1 pseudogene and 1 other annotated feature are annotated in these 1119 nt (G+C 71.0%); the pseudogene reads right to left on the minus strand.

What is annotated here, in order from left to right:
• Positions 1-1066 (minus strand): annotated as a pseudogene (locus CCO02nite_RS15550) (IS3 family transposase); the annotation flags it as partial.
• Positions 663-797, minus strand: a sequence feature (AL1L pseudoknot). (Overlaps the previous pseudogene by 135 nt.)
• Positions 1067-1119: the final 53 nt, after the last annotated feature.

Consider the following 1119-nt stretch of genomic DNA (forward strand, 5'->3'; position numbering starts at 1 on the left):
ATCAAGCCGTTGTCGTACGCGTCGCCGACGGTCCCGATCGAGGGGTGGATGCCCTCCAGGGCGAGGTGCTCGGTCAGGCGCAGGCTCGTGTACTGGGACCCGGCGTCCGAGTGGTGGATCAGCTCACCCGGCACTGGCGGGTGCCCTTCGCGGTCACGCTGCCACAGCGCCATACGCAGCGGGACCATCACCAGCTCGACGTGCTTGGACGTGGCGGCGTGCCAGGACACGATCCGTTGGGAGAACACGTCGAGGATGAACGCGACGTAGACCCACCCCGCCCAGGTCCGCACGTAGGTGAAGTCGGTGACCCAGACCCGGTTCGGCGCCGGCGCGGTGAACTGCCGGTTGAGCAGGTCACCGGCCCGGATGCCGTCCTTCGCCGCGATCGTGGTGCGGACGGCCTTGTCGCGGCGGACCCCGCACAGCCCGAGCGAGCGCATCGCCCGGTCCACCGCGCCCCGGGACGCGCCCGGGGCCAGGCCGCGACGCAGGTACGCGGTCATCTTGCGGCGCCCGTACAGCCCCTCCGGGGCGAGCCTGCGGCGCCCGTCGGGCCCGGTGGTCCACGCCGCGGACCGCACGGCGTCCAGCACGGCCGCGTCGCTCAGCGTGCGTGCGGCGACCCGCCCGTGGGCGGCCCGCCAGGACCGGTAGGTCCGCGCGGCGACCTGCAGACCCTGCTCACGCAGGACCTGACAGACCGACTCGACCGCGTGGCCCTGGGACCGCATCGTGTCGATGAAGCCCATGATCATCGGTTGCGGGGGTCGAGCTCCCCCACGAAGAAAGACGTCGCGGCCTTCAAGACCGCCACGTCCTCACGCAGCCGCCGGTTCTCGGCCTTCAGCTTCCTGATCTCCTCGAGCTCGGCCGTCGTGACACCCGGCCGCTGACCGGCGTCGACCGCGCCCTGGGCGACCCAACGCCGCACCGACTCCCGGCTCACACCGAGCTGCTTGGCGACCGCGATCGACGCCGCCGTCACGTTCTGGTACTCCCCGAGGTGATCGTTGACCAGACGCACCGCGCGCGCCCTCAACTCGGGATCGATCTTCTTCGGCATGGTGGCCATCCTCCTGGACTCAAACAGGAGCGGCATCAAACCTGGGACGCTTC

Source organism: Cellulomonas composti (assembly GCF_007990245.1).
Classification (GTDB): domain Bacteria; phylum Actinomycetota; class Actinomycetes; order Actinomycetales; family Cellulomonadaceae; genus Cellulomonas; species Cellulomonas composti.